This window comes from Cytobacillus oceanisediminis, from assembly GCF_007830235.1.
In the GTDB taxonomy this organism is placed as follows: domain Bacteria; phylum Bacillota; class Bacilli; order Bacillales; family Cytobacillaceae; genus Cytobacillus; species Cytobacillus oceanisediminis.
This window is the reverse complement of sequence record NZ_VLKI01000007.1, coordinates 174655-191630: the sequence shown is the minus strand read 5'-3', so window position 1 is coordinate 191630 and position 16976 is coordinate 174655. Positions and strand designations below refer to the sequence as shown.

The following is a 16976-nucleotide window of genomic DNA, read 5'->3' as shown; positions in this document are numbered from 1 at the left end:
ACCTCCAAATTTTTTCATTTATTTAATGGTTAATGATTTTTTTACTTCCCTTTCCATTCCGGTGGGCGTTTTTCATTAAAAGCATAAATGCCTTCCAATCGATCTTCTGAATCCGCACATTTGTAATAAGCTTCCAGTTCGAGTGCAAGCCCTGTTGCTAAATCTGTTTCCGTTCCTTTATTTACGGCTTTCTTTAAAGCTTTTAGAGAAAGTGGCGCATTTGCTGCAATGCTTTCTGCAAGTTTAATCGTTTCCTTTAGCAGTGTTTCAGCTGGAAAAACATGATTTATAAGCGCCAATAGCTTTCCTTCTTCAGCAGTAATTCGTTTTCCTGTAAATAGCATTTCCTTTGCCAATCCTATTGGCAGGATACGGGCAAGCAGCTGGGTACCGCCGATACCAGGAATTAGGCCTAATTTTACTTCTGGAAGTCCCATCCCTGCCTGAGGAGCAGCTGTTCTAATATCACAGCTAAGAGCAATTTCCATTCCTCCTCCTAATGCATAGCCATTTACAGCGCATATTATCGGGTAAGGGAATTCACGTATTTTTTCGGTCACTTGTTCAAAATAATCATGCTGTTTTTTCCAGTCCTTTTGCGTCATTCCATTCCGCTCTTTTAGATCGGCTCCAACACAAAAACTCTTAGGGCCAGATCCTGTTATAATGAGAACCCTTACATTTTCATCAAATTTTAATTCATCCAGCGCTTCGATTAACTCCAATGCCATTTTTGTGTTCAAGGCATTCATGGAATCAGGGCGATTTAACGTCAATATAACAATGCCTTTCTGCTGATCCGGGTTTTCAATTTTTATCGTTTCATAGGTTTGCACTAACATCCATCTCATCCCTTCAAAAAGTTAATATGAAATTTAGCTTGGCACCGGATATTTTCGTGAGCTCTTTCCTGCCTTTGCTACTTGCCCAGGCAAATCATGCCCAAGTATTTCTTTCAATTTATGAGAAGCTTGAATTAATCTATCCAGGTCAATGGACGTTTTAACACCCATTTCCTCCAGCATGTGTACAACATCCTCTGTACAAACATTTCCTGTTGCACCAGGAGCAAAAGGGCAGCCGCCAATTCCGCCTATGGATGCATCATAAATCGTAATTCCCGCTTCCATTCCAGCAAGAATATTAGCAAGCCCCATACCCCTTGTATTATGAAAATGGCAGCCAAATTCAAAGTTTCTCCATTCATTTACAGCTTCTTTTGTTAATTCATAAACCTGCTTGGGATTAGCCATACCAGTTGTATCTGCAAGTGTAATTCTTTTGATGTTATGTAAAAGGAGGGTGTCTAGTATTTTCATGATGCGTTTTTGGGGGACCGTTCCTTCAAATGGGCAGCCAAATGAAGTTGCAACTGTAACGTTTAATGCGATACCATTCTCAGATGCAAATTGGGATAAAACCTTAAAGCTGTTCAGTGATTCGTCTGTTGTTTGGCGTACATTCTGCTGATTATGCGTATTACTTGCCGATAAGACATAATTAACAGACCTAACACCATTTGCTTTTGCAATTTCGAGTCCCTTTAAATTTGGGACAAGCGCAACAAGCTCCATCTCTTCTTCAAATTGTTGGATATGGGAATAAAAATCCGAAGTATTCGCCATTTGGGGAACTAACTTTGGATGAACAAAAGAACCAAATTCAACTTCGGACACATTGGCATCCCGGAAAAAAGTAAAAACATCCAGTTTCTCTTCAACAGATAAAACTTTTGACTCTAACTGAAGCCCATCTCTAAAACCCACTTCGTATATCGTTACATCATGAACTAGCTTCATAGCATTTTATTCCCCCGTTATTTTTGGAAGTAACATTAGCTTTATAAATAGGATACTGTATCCAATCTGCAATTTCAATAACTATTATGAATATTCTTAAATTTTATCTGAACAGTTTTGTCTATTTATGGAGAATTCAAGGGGATAAATAAAATACAATTTTTAAGATATTATTTCTTTTCAGTTCCGTACCTATTTTCCTTGAAACTTTGGTTTCCTTTTTTCCAAAAATGCCTTTGTTCCTTCCTTTTTATCCTCAGTTGACATTAATAATGCTTGAGCTAACTTTTCTATAACTAACCCTGTTTTTATGTCTGTTTCTAATCCTGCATTTATTGATAATTTTGCAAGCCTAACTGCTAATGGTCCTTTGCTTATGATTTTTTCGGCAACTTCCTCTGTCTTTGCCAAAAGTTCTTTTGGTTGAACAAGTTCTGAAACAAGTCCGCACATTTTTGCCTCTTCACCCGAAACGATTTTTCCTGTCAGAATCATTTCCAGAGCTTTTCCTTTCCCCACAAGACGTGCCAATCTCTGTGTTCCTCCAGCACCAGGAATAATTGATAAATTTAACTCAGGCAAGCCAAGTTTTGCATTTGTCGAAGCAATTCTGATATCACAAGACATTGCAAGCTCACATCCCCCACCTAGTGCATAGCCATTGACCATTGCAATAGTTGGTTTTGGGTAGCTTTCAATATAATCATAAACTTGCTGCATCCCTCTATTCACTAAAGTCTCAAGTCCTGTTCTATCCTTTAGTTGGGAAATATCAGCACCTGCAGCAAAAGATTTTTCTCCTTCCCCTGTAAAAACAACACACAGTATAGTTTCATTCAATTCCAGCTCGTGAAGAGCCGATTGAATTTCATCTACCGTTTCCATATTAAGTGCATTTCTAACATCTGGCCGATTTATTATTATAAAAGCAAGTTGATTATTCGTTTCGATTTTAATGTTTTTGTAATTCATATTTACCCTCCTTTTAAATTTCTTCCTAAATCAAGAAAAATGATTTATTCTTAAGACACTTTTATGTTTATTTAAGACATCTTCCAAAACAAAAAGAATGAATGCTGAGAAAATATCGGGGCTAAATCTTCACACTTACCTTTAAAATTTGGCCCGAAGCTGTTAACTTAATCACCAGTTTTTAATATAGATTGCTCTGTACCTATGTTCGTATTCTTGGTATAAATGATTCTTTCAGGTAACCAGTAGGACACCCAACTAGCAGTAATAGCTAAAAAAGCTGCCAATCCAAATGCTAAAATATGAGTCTCGAATGTATCATATCCCCAGCCACCGATGAACGAGCCTATTGCTCCACCAATCTGGTGCCCGAAAAAAGCCCAGCCATTTAATAGTCCAAGCAATCTAATTCCATATAAGTCACCCAAAATGGCAGATGACATGGCAATCGACCCTGCCCATACCAAGCCCCCGGTAATTGCAACTAAGTAAAGCTGCATTGGAGTTGCTACGTAAAATAAACTGAGCAGCCCAGAACCGCGCACAAGATAGATCCAAAAGAGAATCTTTTTTCGGGGATAACGGTCTGCGATAGATCCTAAAAATAATGTGCTAAATATTGCTACGACTCCAATCATTCCAACACCAAATGATGCAGTCATAGGTTCAAAATGGTGATCCATTAGCATTGGGACAGCGTGAGAGCCCATAAGATTCATGCCAAAACCGCACGCGAATAACCCGAAAACGATCTGCCAATAAGCTCGTGTCTTCACAGCATCTTTCCAAGTAATATCCGGCTGGATGTCCTGCCTAATTTTACTCCCTTGAACAGCAGGACCACCATCTGCCCCTTCAGGCACCTCTTCCCGCATAACAAAAATAGCTGAAGGAAGTACAACACAAACGAATAGCCCTGCAAATATTAAAAGTGTATGCCGCCATCCGACTAACTGAATTAATAAAGTTTCAACCGGTGTCATAACTGCAATTCCAGCCATTCCGCCCGTGGATAGGTAAAAGAGTGCCTTTCCCCTTTGCTGAACAAACCACTTGCTAATAAGCGGCGCTAAAGTAATATTGCTTAAAAATGCAAGACCTAGTGATAGAAAAATACCGAAAGAAAGGAGAAATGAAACAAACCCTTTAGAACTTATGGTCCATATTATCGATCCACAAACGCCCAGTAATCCTGTTAACAAAACGAAACGAGTGCTGAACCTTTTTAATAGAGTTCCAGCCAAGGGCATTCCTAATCCATAAACAATCATTCCTATTGCGACAATGAGTGAAAATTCGGTCCTGGATAATCCCATATCCTGTACCATTGGGGTAACAAAAGGACCAATTCCCATCCGTAGTCCCATGGTGAGTAAAACAATCACAGATGCCGACAAAACGATGTACCACCCATAATATATATTGCTTCTCTTTGTCATGTTGATAACCACTTTTCGATAGCTGTTAAAAACGCTCTATCTTTTACTGTATACAGCGCTCCATTTTCATTAGCTCTGATCATTTTTTTCAGCCTCCTTCTAATCTTTTATAAACTTAAATCAGACTCGAAAGGTATCACATCAAAGACAAAATCTTATATTAACATCACACAACCCCTTTGGCAGTCTCTTGCTGAAGCGACGCAAGTAAAATTAAGCTCATTCAATAAAAAATAAAGGAATATTAATAAATAACATTCCTTCTTCTACAAATGAAAATATTACTTTTAATAGAATTTTGCTTATAAGATGCCTGGCTTCTCTTTAAGAACAATGATTGTTAATTAACCAATGCTTTTTATTGCTGCGGCTCTAATTCGTTCAAAAGGTCCTCAATTACATTGGCAGGAATTTGTCCCCAGTCTATAATTGCATCTAACCATTTATTTAATGATCTATCAAAAGCACCGGTAACATTTGAGGAAAGTAGATACTTTTGAAAATAATGCATAAATATAAACATCTTCCGGTAACTTCCATCTTTGGAAAGCTGAAAATCCGCTTCCTCTAATAATAGGCTTGCAGCACAGAGATGATACATGTAATCCATATAACGTTTTGCTGAAATCTCATGTTCAAAGGTCTTTTTTTGAACGATTGAATCAACTTTTTCTTTGAATTTCTCTGCTTTCTTAAGACAAAGTTTAGCAGCACGAATAACATAATCATTGTTTAGATTGGAAAGCCGAAGTTTAAAGTCTTTTAGGAAAACATCACCAGCCAGCTCCTTATTGATAGCTCTTATTACATCAAGTGCAACGATATTCGTAGTTCCTTCCCATATGGAGCCCAAATGAGCATCACGGACCAGTTTAGGATTGACCCATTCTTCTATATATCCATTTCCTCCGCGTATTTCCATTGCCTCAGCGGTAATATATCGTGCGCGCTTGCAAATATATCCTTTAAGCAAAGGAGTTAACAGACGAAGCAATGGTTTGTATTCCTCACTTCCATTTTCAGTTTTATCAAACACATTAGCAGTAAAAAACACCATTGAAGCTGCTGCCTCTGTATCAAGAAGTATTTCAAAAACATTTTCTTTCATCAACGGTAATTTAATTAGCGCCTGGCCAAAAGCCTGTCTCCCTCTAGCTGTAACAAGTGCTTCTAAAAAACTCCTCCTCATCATCGCCGATGAACGTACAGCATTTGAAAGTCGTGATGAATTCACCATTGACATCATTTGTTTAAAACCATTGTCAATGTCACCAACTACATAACCGATAGCACCATCAAAAGAAACCTCCCCTGAGGCCATATCTTTTGTTCCCAGTTTATCTTTCAACCGGTTTATACGATAACGGTTTCGCTCTCCATTCTCCAGCTTTTTTGGCACTAAAAACATCGCCAATCCTTTTGTTCCTTTACTGGCTCCTTCCGGACGGGCCAGGACTAACGCAACGTCGGCAGATACGTTTGAACAAAACCATTTATCTCCCCAAAGCTCCCACTGATCACCAACTTTTTTAGCCATTAATGTATTCTCTCCAACATCTGAGCCGCCTTGTTTTTCTGTCATAAACTGTGCAGCTGTCCAAAGTTTCTTCATGTCAGTACTTGTCAAATTCGGCAGATAAGTTTTCTTAATTTCATGGCTGGCAAATTGGTCAATAACCCGTGCTGCCGAATCAGTCATGGACATAGGACAGCATAACCCAAATTCTGATTGGGCGAATATATACCAAAATGAATACTTTAAAACTCTTGAAAATGGAGTTGGCCAACCCATTACTCCTGAACGATGAGACATCGCTACAAGGCCAAATTGACTGTACCCAATCTCCTCCATCCGCTGATAGGCAGGATGGTATTTCACATGATCAACGCGCTCCCCGTTTTTGTTATATGGAAAAAATTCCGGCGGGTAACGGTCTGCTTCACGCGATAAATCATCCAACTCCTCTCCCGCTACAGCCCCCATTCTTGATAAAAGAGGACGAACATGTTCATATTCATCTTTTGGAACATAGAAGCGTATTAAAAAGTCCAAATTATAATCTGTTTCGTAAAAGTTAAGACCCCTTGACTCTGGCATTCCACCTAACTTGGCATCCTGTTTCAGAACATCAAAACGCTCATTCATTTTTTAGCCTCTTTTCAAAAAGAATTTTTACTATCACAAATGGGTTTTCCCTGCTGTTCGAAGGAGGTAGTTGACAGATTATGAATGTCACTTCCCAATAAAATTAGGGTCTCTTTTATCAAAAAATGCCTTAACGCCTTCTTTAAAATCTGCCGTTTGAAAACAGATATCTTGTCCTTGAGCTTCCAATTCTAAAAGAAGCTTTAAATCCTTATGCAAGTGCTGATTCATAATTTTTTTTGTTATTCCTATGGAGATACCGGATTTTCTCGTTAATTTTTCTGCTATATGAATCGTTTCCTGTAGTAGAATTTCACCAGGTACTACCCGATTAACAATTCCTAAACGTTCCGCTTCAAAAGCAGTAATCCGTTCACCCAAAAACATTAGCTCTCTTGCCCGATGCGGTCCAATTAACAAAGGAAGGAAATGAATAGCTGCAAAATCGGGTATTAACCCCACATTTACAAAACTTTGTACAAAAAAAGCCTCTTCCGAAGCAATTATTAAATCACACAGCAACGTTAGGCTAAAACCTGCACCGGCGGCAGCCCCGTTAACAGCTGCGATAATGGGCTTCTCAATTTCAAGAATTTTCATTAACAATGGAAAGGATTTTTGAAGTCTTTTTCTGCCTTCGAGAGGCTTCAAGTCTTTAAGAGCAGAAAGATCCCCGCCAGCAGAAAAGGCTTTATCATGCCCCGTAAGGATGATGCATTTTATCTCATCATCTAACTCTGCTTTTTCCATAGCGTGAAGCAGTTCCAATCTCATATCCATTATTAATGCATTACGGACTTCCGGTTTATTTAATCGAATGATATAAATGTTTCCTTGTTTTTCTTCCAGTATATAGTTGTAATTCATATGAACCTCCCTTTTCAATAGCTATTGGGTTGTCACTCAATCTAAAGGTTACTGCAATCACTTAAATGTCCTATGAAAAAATTTTGTTAAGACTATATTGGCTGCCAGCTTTGATTCATTTTTGTGATTATTGAATCGGCTTCTGTTACAATACCTTCAATAATCTCCTTTACGCTAGGATATTGATGAATCCGGCCAATTATCTGGCCGATGGATAATACACCTGCATTTATGTCTCCATCATTAAGCAGCTTTTTATAAGCTTCTCCTCCAATTAAAGGAAGCAGCTCTTCAACCTTGGCATTTTCACCTTCCAGTTCAAGTACTTTAAGTGCAGCCTCGTTTTTGTAAACCCTGTTTGGCTTATTGATGGAACGCTTAATAATCAATGTATCGTTCATACTGGCACTTCTTAATTGTTCCTTAATAGTTTCTGGTAAAGGTGATTCCTGACTCATTACAAACCTAGTTCCCATTTGTATCCCTTGTGCTCCTAGTGATAAAGCTGCAACTAATCCTTTCCCATCAGAGAAGCCGCCTGCTGCGATGACAGGAATGCTAACTGACTCTACTACTTTAGGGATCATAACCAATGAGGTGACTTCATCAATCCCAGGATGACCACCACATTCGTACCCGACAATTACAACACCATCACAGCCTAATTCTTCAGCCTTTTTAGCAAATTTAACGGATGGTACAACATGGATAACTTTGACACCGGCTTTTTTTAATTGATCCATAAATTTAGCAGGGCTGTAGCCGGATGTAAAAACAATGTTAACTCCGGTTTCTATGACTCCTTCAACATATTCATCCATCGGTTTACGAATACCAATAGCCAGATTTACGCCAAATGGTTTGCTTGTTTTCTTTCGTACAAGCTCGATATCCTCTATCATTTCCTTTTTGCTAGAATATGTCCCTGCTGTAATTAATCCTAATCCACCTGCTGCAGAAACAGCTGAAACAAGGGGTTCACGTCCCAATCCTTGTAAGCCGCCTTGAATAATTGGATACTTGATGCCTAATAATTTAGTTATATCTGTTTGGAATGGCATATAATTTCCCCCAGTTATATCTAAATGAAATTGGATCATTCTCTAACCTAAAGAATGATCCCCATAGTAATACAAATAATTAACCTTGATATTCCGTATGTTCTTCAATGTAATTGAACAATTGCTGGCCAATACTATCTTTTCTTCCGTGTTCGATTTCTTCTGCTATATGTGCCACTAGTCCAACGGCTCTTGAAGCAACTGCAAATGATTTGACAACACGGTAATCAATTTCCATGTCAGCCATTATGGCACCTATTGCACCTACAGCATTTAAGGTAATCGTTTTTCCTTTTTTCTCGCAAAATTGTCTATGAATCTCTTTCAGGAGCTGTGAATTCTTTCCGTTAAAGCCTAACTGCTCTGAAATCTCGAACAATTTGGTGGTACGGGGATCTTCAGGTTTATGAACAGGATGACCAAACCCGGGGAGCTGCTGTCCGCTTTCTTGTCTCTCATTAATAATGATGGAAGCAAGTTCTTTAATATCGTATTCTTCCCCGTATTTTTGAAATGCTTTTTGAAGCATTTCTGCCACATACTCCATTGCACCCAGATAAACCGTTCCAGCTCCAAGCAATCCAGCCGCCACTGCCGATTGAACAGATTCAGGTGCACCCAGATAGGTTAAACGGGTGGAAATTGAGCTTGGGGTAAAACCATGCTCACAGATAGCCACTAGCAGTGCGTTAAGCATTTTGGATTCATTTTCTGTTGGTTTACGATGCTTTGCACCAAGGAAAGCCATATCTGCTAATGTAATATTTCCAATCAAATCCTCTGTCAGGTTATAGCCATGTACATATATTTTGTCCGGAATGGATTTTCCAATTTTTGTTTGAAATTCCATTTAGCTTTTCCTCCTCACTTTATTAAGATATATACATTCTGCCTTTTGAATAAGTTACTTTAGAATAGCAAAAGTCCCCAATGCAGTTCCGATTGTTTCATCTCTTTCATTAAAGGCTTTTGATTCCACATATTGAATTCGCTTTCCATCATTAATAAGTGTAGCCCTCGCATATAACGTACCTTCCTTAACAGGAGCTATAAATTGAGTAGTCAATGAAATCGTTGCTACTCGGACCTCTCTTGTTGATCGAATTGTTGCACCAATGATTGAGTCTAAAATAGAAGTTAACGCCCCTCCGTGCATAACGCCATTTGAATTGCCCAACTCTTTTTTAACCGGCATCTTAATGATGACATCTCCTGGTTCAAAACGGTCAAATGTAATACCCATATGTTTCCAAAATGGCGACTCTTCAAATTCATTTCTTAACCATTGCAAATACGTACTAGTTCCGATATCATCCATTCTATCTCTCCTGATCTTATAAATTTAAATAGATACAGAACTTTCAATTCTATTTTTCCAAACAATAATACCATCAAGCGCGGCTATACCCTTTCCTTCTTCAAAAACCCATATTGGATTAATATCCATTTCACTAATTTTCCCGGTATGGTTCGAGGCAAATTGAGATACTTTTACAAGTACTTCGGCAAGAGCTTGAATATCTCTTTGTTTTCCGCCCCTAACACCTTCCAGTAATGGATATCCTTTTAACTCTTTTAACATCCTATGAGCTTCCTGAATTTGAATAGGCGCTCGTCTAATGGAAATATCCTTTAAGACTTCTATGAAAATACCACCGAGTCCACAAACTATGATAGGTCCAAATTGAGGGTCTTCCTTTACACCAATAAATATTTCGATTCCCTCTTCCTGGATCATTTCTTCAGCAAGAATTCCATCAATTCGGGCATTTGGAGAATATTGTTTTACAGACTGTAAAATTTCTTCATATGCTCTTTCTAATTGAACCGGATTATGAATGCTAACCTGAACACCACCTGCGTCTGTTTTATGCAGCACATCACGGGATATTACTTTACACACTACTGGATAATTTAGGTTATCCTTAACTTTCTCCAATTGGCTTCTATTTTTTATAACCGTTCCATTCGGAACGCGTATACCTAATAATGAAAGCTCCTTCTTAACACGCTCTTCTGTCCATATACCAGATAAATCATTTGTTGTTTCACCTGATATAAAAACTTGATCGGGAGGTTCTATCATTTGTTTTTTACTAAAATCTGAAAAATCAACTAAGTATTTTAAAGACAACATTGTCTTATAAGATGTAGGATAAACAGGGATCCCTGCTTCCTGTAAAATCGTTCGTCCCTTTCCTGTCAACTCACTTGTTCCGGTTATGGTTACAATGATCGGTTTATCCGTTTTTTTATCGATCTCTGCTATTTTCTGGCATATTTTTGTTCCAAGTTCTCCTCCGAATGTGGTTTGAAAAACAATTGCGTCAACCTGCTCATCTTCAATTAAAACTTCAAGAGTTTCAGTTAAGATATGTTGTTCTTTAAGGGCTTGCGCAGTAACATCAATAGGATTTAATGCAGATCCATATGGAGGAATAATTGACTCTATTTTTGAAGCGGTTTCGTTGGATAAACGAACCATTTCTAATCCTAATGCTTCACTATAATCAGCCATAGCAATCCCGGCTGCACCAGAGTTTGATATTGTTACAATCCGGTTTCCATTTGCTATTTTGCCCCTTGAGAAAACTTTCATTGCATCAATCATGTTATCCACGTCGTTTACAGTGATAAATCCATACTGTTTTGCAATTGCCTGAAAGGTTTCCTCAGACCCGGTTAAAGATGCTGTATGTGACATTGCTGCTTGTCTGCCTAGTTCAGAGCGGCCTGCTTTTAACAAAATAACTGGTTTATTTAATGATTTAGAAGTTTCAGAAATTTTCATCAGCATTTCCCCATCCGGAATTCCCTCTAAATAGCCAGCAACAACGGTGGTATCAGGATCCTCCAGCATATACTCGATACAATCAAGCGAATGTATATCCATCTGGTTACCTGTATTGACAATATAGGAAAAACCAATGTTTTCCTCCTGGGCCAATCCGAACAATGAAAACCCTATTGCGCCACTTTGAGAAGCAAATCCGACATTTCCAGATTTAAACCCCTTTTCAGTTTCAAAGGAGGTGGCAAATCCCAAAGGTATACTCTCTTTAACATTCAACAAGCCGACGCAGTTTGGCCCTAAAATATGAATCCCTGCTTGCTTAGCCTTTTCCAAAACTTTCTCCTGAAGTACCTTCCCTTCTTCACCAACCTCTGCAAAGCCTGAACCAAATAAAATTAAATGATGAACCTGCTTCTTTTCACACTCCTCCAGGATTTGCTGCATTCGCTTAGAAGATACAGCAATTAACGCTACATCTACTTCTCCAGGTATATCCAAAATGCTGGCGTAACAACGAATACCTTCTATCTCATCATACTTTGGATTAACGGGATAAATATTCCCTTTAAATTTATGGTGCAGCAAATTTTTAATTGGTTTGCCGCTTATTGATGAAAAATCCTTTGAAACACCAACAATTGCAATTGATCTGGGATTTAACAAGCGGTCAAGAGCATTAATTTTTGACATTTTATACCTCCTGTTTTTCATCGATATTGACATTTACAGGTTTCAAAAACTTAGGAACATAAATAATCAGGGCTAAAGCTATTCCTAAAGCATCTGTCAGAATACCTGGGATTAACATGCAAAGTCCTGCAACTAAAACAATCAAACGGACTAATAAATTTTGCATCCGTCCAAAACCGATTAGGTAACCTTCTAATGAAGAAGAAAGCAAAAACACCCCAATAATGGCTGATACAACACTCAATGCAATTTCAAGCGGTTCTCCCCGAAAGATCAATGCAGGCTGATAGACAAAGAAGAACGGAACAAGGAAAGTTACTGCACCTAGACGTACTGCTGTAAAACCAGTCTTCATCGGATTCGCTTTTGCAATGCCTGAAGCTGCAAACGCTGCCAATGCTACAGGCGGTGTAATATAGGAAACGGTTGCCCAATATACAACAAATAAATGAGCTGCAACAGGATCAACACCAATAGCCACAAGTGCAGGTGCCATAATAATTGCCAAGAATACATAAACAGCTGAAACTGTCATACCCATTCCCAAAATAAAGCTAGTAAGCGCTCCGCCAATTAGAATAAGAATCATGCTGTCTCCGGCAGCAGCAACAAGTTCCCTTGAAAACGAAAAAGATACACCTGTAGCTGATAAAGCACCAACAATAAAGCCAACACCAGCTATAATACAAACAATTTCGGTCAGTACCTTTCCAATCTCAACAAACATATCGAATAGTTGTTTTACATTCATTCTTGTGGTTTTATTAATCATCGCAATAATCAAAAGTACCAAGCTGGCATAGTATGGTGCCTGCCCCTCGGAATTAAGAATCACTAAAAAGTAGACTAGCAGGACAAGAGCAAAAAGGTAATACCAGCCACCTTTTAATGTTTCTAAGAACGAAGGGATCTCCTCTTTCTTTAACCCTTTTAAATTATTTTTTGCGGCATACCCATCCGCCTGTACAATTAACCCAATATAATATAAAAGGGCAGGGATGGCTGCTGCCAGAGCAATTTCATAATAGGGTATTGCCAAAAATGAGGCCATAATAAAAGCCGCTGAGCCCATTATTGGCGGAGTAATTGTACCTCCAGTCGATGCAACTGCTTCTATTGCACCCGCATAGTGCGGTTTATATCCTGATTTCTTCATCGCAGGGATTGTCATTGCACCAGTTGTAATCGTGTTTGAAATTGCACTTCCGCTTAACATTCCAAAGAATGCACTACTCACAATTGAAACTTTGGCTTCCCCGCCCCGGAATCTGCCGAACATTGATTGGGCTAATTTAAAAAAGAAATCTCCTCCTCCTGTATGGGTTAGTACAACTCCAAAAACAAGAAACCCAAGAATTAAATTACCTACTGTTGTTAAGGCTATTCCTAAGACACCATTGGCGCTCATCATATGATTTCTGGCAATCGTGAATAAATCGTATGATTGTCCCTGTAAAAAACCAATTGGCATTCCTGAAGCAATAAGAGGGTAAAGGGATATCAATAAACAAATTATTGACAAAACGAGTCCGCCTGTTCTCCGTAAAGCTTCAAGTAATAGTCCCCATAGGATAATACTTGAGTAAGTCGCCAGCGGCGGTGCGTTCCAATCCCACCCCTCCATTATCATTCTTTGACCGTTTAACCCGAAATAGATTACGATAGCAAATGAAACTGAAGCAAAAATAAAATCATACCATTTTACCTTCTGGCCTTTTTTTGCCGGGAAGATTAAAAAGGCAATTGGCATGAAGCAGGCTAAAATATAATATAGATAAGAGTTTTGCAACGGATTAAATCCAAATAGTTCTAAATAGAAAAGCATGTTTATGGAAAGTAAGATTCCAATCAGAGTGGCAATTACAACGATTGTTTTCAATAGTTTATTTAATCTCTCGGACATCATTATATCCCTCCGAAACTACCATATTTTTGGATTAACTTGATTCCAATTATTTTCGCTCCCTTTCTTCCCTTTCTCTCATAAATAGAATATCAGCCACATAATACTGGCTGATATTCTTGTGTTCATTGCTGATTACTTTACAAGTTCAGCTTTCTTTTCCAGCCAGAATGCCGGGAAGTCATCTTTTGAGATTCCTTCTTTCTTAGCTTCTTCTGCCACTTGATCCCACGCAGACTTTAGTATGTCGTACCTGGCAACTAATTCATCATTTTTAGCCTGCTTTTCTTCATCCCAGAGCCCTTTTTCTTCCAGGAACTTTATGGTACCTTCATGGAACGGGATTCCGCGCGGTTCTGTAACCACTAGTTCTTTGTCATACAAAGCTAAGTTTGGCATTGCGTCTTTGTATGCTGAAAAGTTCTCATCCATCGCTTTCAATAATTCATAGACAGTATTTGGATCCTGGTCGGCATAGCCTCCGATCAGATAACCATGTCCCATAATGTTTGTGTCACTTTCCATACCAGCTCCGTTATCCATTGTATAAGGCATCATCCAGGAGGCAGTTTCTGTTGTTTGCTCCCAGCCTTCAGAATCATCAGGATCCATCTCGAGCCAGCGGATACCGCCTTTGCTATCGGCTTCAAACATGGCTGATGCAGTAGGATTAATACCAGCTGCGTCAATCTGTCCTTGAAGAAGTGCTTCACCTTGACCTGCATAAGAAGTGATATCAACAACTTCAACGTCATCCCAGGTTAGTCCCCCGAATGACAACATTGCCTCATTTTTAATATTAACTGACGCATTTCCAGTTACCTTTGGAATTTTCTTGCCTTTTAAGTCCGATATTGTTTTTATGTCTGAATCTTCACGAACTGCAAATCCATATTGACTAATAGGAGCCCATATCGCACGAACATTTTGAGGACCCCAATCTTGTTGTGCAAACTCTTCATGTCCTTCAAACGCAAATTGGATTTCATCACCTAATTTACCAATTGAAGCTGTCTTGTCTCTTAAAGGAACCATTCGGCCAACACCACTTGCTGATGGCAGCATTCTGACTTGTGTACCATATTCTTCAGTTAAAGTGTTTGCTATAGCTGACATTTCTGCGTAACCGCCTGATCCAACATCATATACACTCCAGGTCATTTGTTTAGGAAGTGAGCCAGATTCATTACTTGATGATGAGTTTACATTAGAAGCAGGTTTCTGAGTTTCATTACTGCTGCAGCCTACTACCAAAATTGAAAGTAAAAAGATTGTAAACAAAAAGCTAATTGGTTTGTTAAACATCAATATCCCCCTTTTATTAACTCATCTTTTCTAGCAAAAATGGATTAAACGGTTACACCCCCCAAAGAAATCGCTTTCATTAACCTCTCTAAAATTATTTTATATATAAAATATATTTTCGTCAATGAAATTTTAAAAGATTCTGTATATTCTGTAAAAGTTATCATCTATTTACCATGTATATAGTGCTTATGCTTTTCCAAGTATTTTAGAAATTTGGATATTTATAATAAAGATCCTTTTCTTGGGGTTCTCATAGAGGATTTTCTAGTAAACTTGAAGGGTATTGCCTCTTTTCCTTCATACAGGGAGATGCACTAAAAGGCTAATGAAACTCTTAACGAATGGTTCATTAGCCTATTTATGTTTAAATTAATTAAATATTGGTTGAAATTTTGGTAATATAAAATCTTCCTGTTCTTCAAACACCACTTCAACCGGTAAATCACATTTCACTTTTTCAACATCAATATTAATGATATTACTAAACATTCGAACTCCTTCGTCCAATTCAATTAATGCCACTGCATATGGGGCATCATCTTTGAATGCTGGCCCTCCGCCTCTGCGGGCAATTGTATAAGAATAGATTTTTCCCTTTCCAGTTGATTCAACCCACTCTACTTTTTCAGAAAAACAATGAGGACATAATATTCTTGGGTAAAAAATATGTTTGGAGCAATCATTGCATTTTTGAATCAACAATTTATTTTCTTTACAGCCTTGCCAAAAGACGTGTGAATCACCATCAGGTATAGGCAGTGGTTTTTTCAGTTCAGCCATGATTAATCCCTCCCTAAAATAACAACTGATGTAGAAGACAGGGTTCCGCCTGTCCCGTTTACAAGTGAGATTTTTGCATCTTTTACTTGTCTCTCTCCGCACTCACCTCTTAATTGGCGGACAGCTTCAATTAAGAGAAATATGCCATACATTCCCGGATGGGCGTAGGATAAGCCCCCACCGTTTGTATTCATAGGGAAATCCCCGCCAGGAGCAGTACGCTGATTACTGATAAAATCTCCTCCTTCACCTGGCTTACAAAATCCAAGAGATTCTAGTGTAAGCAATACGGTTATGGTGAAAGAATCATAGATTTGTACTACATCAATCTCATCATGTGTTACACCGGCCATTTCAAAAGCCGTCTTTCCTGATTGAGCTGCCGATGTTACTGTTAAATCGGGCATAGCCTGTATGGACCAATGGCTATGTGATTCACCTTGTCCTAAAACCCATACGGGTTTCTTCCTGCAGTCTTTTGCTCTTTCGGCAGATACTATTACGAGCGCACCTGCTCCATCGGTAACTAAACAACAATCCAAGAGATGGAGCGGATCAGTGATCATTGGAGAATTTAAAACATCATCAATGGATAATGGATCCCGTAATGTCGCCTGAGGATTTAATTGTGCCCACTTCCTAGTAGCTACAGCTATTTCCGCCAGATGCTCAGGTTTAGTTCCATATTGATGCATATGCCGGTTTGCTGCCATGGCATAAGATCCGGCAGGAGATGGTAATCCGAATGGTGTTTCATACTGAGCTGTCAGAACAGGCGGTCTTCCAGCTAAAGATCGCGATTTTTCAGAACGTTGTGTACTTCCGTATAAAATTAAAGCAACCTCACATAACCCAGCTTGAATAGCTGCAGCAGCATGCCCTACATGAGCCTCAAAAGCAGAGCCTCCTATTTGAGTTGAATCAGTATATCTCGGCTGAATTCCCAAGTATTCAGACAAGATAACGGACGGAAAAGAGCCAACTCCAGGTAAACCCCATAGCCCGGCAACAAAAATGCCATCAACATCATCTTTAGTTAATCCGGCATCTTCCAAAGCTCGCTTCGCGGCAATAGCCTGAATTTGCAGGACTGATTGTCCGTCTTTTACCTTTCCTTTTTCGAGTTCAACATCTCCCACACCAACAATAGCCGCGGCGTTTTTAATTGACATTTTTCCACCCACCCGTTAAATATTTAAAGAAGACAGGAACATTTT

General features: G+C 38.8%; 14 protein-coding genes. All 14 read right to left on the bottom strand.

Annotated features, from left to right (window positions below):
* Positions 1-41 precede the first annotated feature (41 nt).
* On the bottom strand, positions 42-842 hold the full coding sequence (locus IQ19_RS13960; protein ID WP_144543009.1) for an enoyl-CoA hydratase/isomerase family protein: 801 nt from the start codon (positions 840-842) through the stop codon (positions 42-44).
* 33 nt (positions 843-875) lie between these two features.
* Complete coding sequence (locus IQ19_RS13955) at positions 876-1799, bottom strand: hydroxymethylglutaryl-CoA lyase (protein ID WP_144543008.1); 924 nt, start codon at positions 1797-1799, stop codon at positions 876-878.
* Between the two features lie 192 nt (positions 1800-1991).
* Positions 1992-2771 (bottom strand): enoyl-CoA hydratase/isomerase family protein, encoded by a 780-nt coding sequence (locus tag IQ19_RS13950; protein WP_144543007.1) that lies wholly within the window; start codon positions 2769-2771, stop codon positions 1992-1994.
* A 167-nt stretch (positions 2772-2938) separates the two neighbouring features.
* A complete protein-coding gene (locus IQ19_RS13945) occupies positions 2939-4210 on the bottom strand; it encodes an MFS transporter (protein WP_144543006.1) in 1272 nt (423 codons plus the stop codon).
* 358 nt (positions 4211-4568) lie between these two features.
* On the bottom strand, positions 4569-6356 hold the full coding sequence (locus IQ19_RS13940) for an acyl-CoA dehydrogenase family protein (protein WP_144543005.1): 1788 nt from the start codon (positions 6354-6356) through the stop codon (positions 4569-4571).
* A gap of 87 nt (positions 6357-6443) precedes the next feature.
* Positions 6444-7223 carry an enoyl-CoA hydratase/isomerase family protein gene (locus IQ19_RS13935; protein ID WP_144543004.1) on the bottom strand — a complete coding sequence of 260 codons (780 nt, stop codon included), beginning with the start codon at positions 7221-7223 and terminating at the stop codon, positions 6444-6446.
* 92 nt (positions 7224-7315) lie between these two features.
* Positions 7316-8284 (bottom strand): NAD(P)H-dependent flavin oxidoreductase, encoded by a 969-nt coding sequence (locus IQ19_RS13930; RefSeq protein ID WP_144543003.1) that lies wholly within the window; start codon positions 8282-8284, stop codon positions 7316-7318.
* 79 nt (positions 8285-8363) lie between these two features.
* Positions 8364-9134: a citryl-CoA lyase gene (locus tag IQ19_RS13925; RefSeq protein ID WP_144543002.1), complete on the bottom strand. Its 771-nt coding sequence runs from the start codon at positions 9132-9134 to the stop codon at positions 8364-8366.
* A gap of 54 nt (positions 9135-9188) precedes the next feature.
* A complete protein-coding gene (locus IQ19_RS13920) occupies positions 9189-9602 on the bottom strand; it encodes a PaaI family thioesterase (RefSeq protein WP_144543001.1) in 414 nt (137 codons plus the stop codon).
* A gap of 24 nt (positions 9603-9626) precedes the next feature.
* Positions 9627-11768 (bottom strand): acetate--CoA ligase family protein, encoded by a 2142-nt coding sequence (locus tag IQ19_RS13915; RefSeq protein ID WP_158638800.1) that lies wholly within the window; start codon positions 11766-11768, stop codon positions 9627-9629.
* Position 11769: 1 nt separating this feature from the next.
* Complete coding sequence (locus IQ19_RS13910) at positions 11770-13674, bottom strand: TRAP transporter permease (protein WP_199749472.1); 1905 nt, start codon at positions 13672-13674, stop codon at positions 11770-11772.
* Between the two features lie 132 nt (positions 13675-13806).
* Entirely contained in the window at positions 13807-14976 is a 1170-nt protein-coding gene (locus IQ19_RS13905) for a TAXI family TRAP transporter solute-binding subunit (protein WP_144542999.1), read from the bottom strand.
* A 372-nt stretch (positions 14977-15348) separates the two neighbouring features.
* Positions 15349-15759 (bottom strand): Zn-ribbon domain-containing OB-fold protein, encoded by a 411-nt coding sequence (locus IQ19_RS13900; RefSeq protein WP_144542998.1) that lies wholly within the window; start codon positions 15757-15759, stop codon positions 15349-15351.
* Between the two features lie 2 nt (positions 15760-15761).
* Complete coding sequence (locus IQ19_RS13895) at positions 15762-16931, bottom strand: acetyl-CoA acetyltransferase (RefSeq protein WP_144542997.1); 1170 nt, start codon at positions 16929-16931, stop codon at positions 15762-15764.
* Positions 16932-16976: the final 45 nt, after the last annotated feature.

What these genes read in the sequence shown, in the direction of transcription:
- IQ19_RS13955 (WP_144543008.1), bottom strand. Translation starts at nt 1,799, where the DNA reads ATGAAGCTAGTTCATGATGTAACGATATACGAAGTGGGTTTTAGAGAT.
- IQ19_RS13945 (WP_144543006.1), bottom strand. Translation starts at nt 4,210, where the DNA reads ATGACAAAGAGAAGCAATATATATTATGGGTGGTACATCGTTTTGTCG.
- IQ19_RS13905 (WP_144542999.1), bottom strand. Translation starts at nt 14,976, where the DNA reads ATGTTTAACAAACCAATTAGCTTTTTGTTTACAATCTTTTTACTTTCA.
- IQ19_RS13910 (WP_199749472.1), bottom strand. Translation starts at nt 13,674, where the DNA reads ATGATGTCCGAGAGATTAAATAAACTATTGAAAACAATCGTTGTAATT.
- IQ19_RS13895 (WP_144542997.1), bottom strand. Translation starts at nt 16,931, where the DNA reads ATGTCAATTAAAAACGCCGCGGCTATTGTTGGTGTGGGAGATGTTGAA.
- IQ19_RS13925 (WP_144543002.1), bottom strand. Translation starts at nt 9,134, where the DNA reads ATGGAATTTCAAACAAAAATTGGAAAATCCATTCCGGACAAAATATAT.
- IQ19_RS13930 (WP_144543003.1), bottom strand. Translation starts at nt 8,284, where the DNA reads ATGCCATTCCAAACAGATATAACTAAATTATTAGGCATCAAGTATCCA.
- IQ19_RS13915 (WP_158638800.1), bottom strand. Translation starts at nt 11,768, where the DNA reads ATGTCAAAAATTAATGCTCTTGACCGCTTGTTAAATCCCAGATCAATT.
- IQ19_RS13935 (WP_144543004.1), bottom strand. Translation starts at nt 7,223, where the DNA reads ATGAATTACAACTATATACTGGAAGAAAAACAAGGAAACATTTATATC.
- IQ19_RS13900 (WP_144542998.1), bottom strand. Translation starts at nt 15,759, where the DNA reads ATGGCTGAACTGAAAAAACCACTGCCTATACCTGATGGTGATTCACAC.
- IQ19_RS13940 (WP_144543005.1), bottom strand. Translation starts at nt 6,356, where the DNA reads ATGAATGAGCGTTTTGATGTTCTGAAACAGGATGCCAAGTTAGGTGGA.
- IQ19_RS13960 (WP_144543009.1), bottom strand. Translation starts at nt 842, where the DNA reads ATGTTAGTGCAAACCTATGAAACGATAAAAATTGAAAACCCGGATCAG.
- IQ19_RS13920 (WP_144543001.1), bottom strand. Translation starts at nt 9,602, where the DNA reads ATGGATGATATCGGAACTAGTACGTATTTGCAATGGTTAAGAAATGAA.
- IQ19_RS13950 (WP_144543007.1), bottom strand. Translation starts at nt 2,771, where the DNA reads ATGAATTACAAAAACATTAAAATCGAAACGAATAATCAACTTGCTTTT.